This is a genomic window from Clostridium oryzae, assembly GCF_002029235.1.
GTDB lineage: Bacteria > Bacillota > Clostridia > Clostridiales > Clostridiaceae > Clostridium_AE > Clostridium_AE oryzae.
On the sequence record NZ_MZGV01000163.1, the window covers coordinates 1 to 998 of the forward strand.

At 27.5% G+C, this 998-nt stretch carries 1 protein-coding gene; it reads left to right on the top strand.

What is annotated here, in order from left to right; genetic code table 11:
* Positions 1 to 148: 148 nt before the first annotated feature.
* A complete protein-coding gene (locus CLORY_RS22850; protein ID WP_079428897.1) occupies positions 149 to 913 on the top strand; it encodes an ABC transporter ATP-binding protein in 765 nt (254 codons plus the stop codon).
* Positions 914 to 998: the final 85 nt, after the last annotated feature.

Sequence of the window (998 nt, forward strand, 5' to 3'; positions counted from 1 at the left end):
TTTGGTTAGAGATTCAATTATAACATGAAATTGGGGGTCATTGTTTTTTTTATACAAAAAAACTCTGTAACCCTTGATATATAAAGAAATTTTTAAAAGAATAGTGTAAAAAACTTTACACTAACAATATAGAGAAGAAGGTAGAATAATGCAAGTTTTAAATGTAGAAAAGTTGACTAAAGTTTATAAAAATAACAATAAATTAAATCAAACGCATGCTCTTAAAGGGATGAGTCTAAAGATTAATAAAGGGGAATTTGTTGGTATAATGGGCCCATCTGGGAGTGGAAAAACTACTTTTCTTAATTTGCTCAGCGGCATAGATAAAGCTACGTCAGGTGTAATAAATATTAGTGGAAATGAAATAAATAACATGAATAAAAATGATTTAGCGCTCTTTAGACGACAACATTTAGGATTTGTATTTCAAGAATTTAACTTGTTAGATAGTTTAACTTTAAGTGAAAATGTTATGCTGCCTATGATTTTGGATAGAAAGGATGTAACTGAAATTGATAATAGAACAACTGATGTTATGTCATTGTTTGAAATCAATGAAATTAAAAATAAATATCCTTACGAAGTTTCAGGAGGACAACAGCAAAGAGCAGCAATTAGTAGAGCAATAATTAATAATCCTGATATTGTATTAGCTGATGAGCCAACAGGAAATTTGGATTCTAAGTCTTCAAGAATAGTAATGGAATGTTTCCAAAAACTAAATCAAGCTCAAAATTGTACAATACTAACAGTAACTCATGATGCATTTGCTGCTAGTTATTGCAAAAAGATAATTTTTATAAAAGATGGTATGATAAACATGGAAATTACTAAAACAGGTTCTAGAAAAGATTTTTTTAATAAAATTTTAGAATGTCTTGCAGTCTTGGGAGGAGAAAATGATGGATTTTAAATATATTACTTTTAAAATTTTTAAAGCTGATTTTCGAAAATATATACTATTCTTATTATGTTGTAGTTATTCAATAATGGTATTC

Excerpts from the sequence above, each read along its gene's own strand:
- CLORY_RS22850 (WP_079428897.1), top strand. The coding sequence starts at position 149 with ATGCAAGTTTTAAATGTAGAAAAGTTGACTAAAGTTTATAAAAATAAC.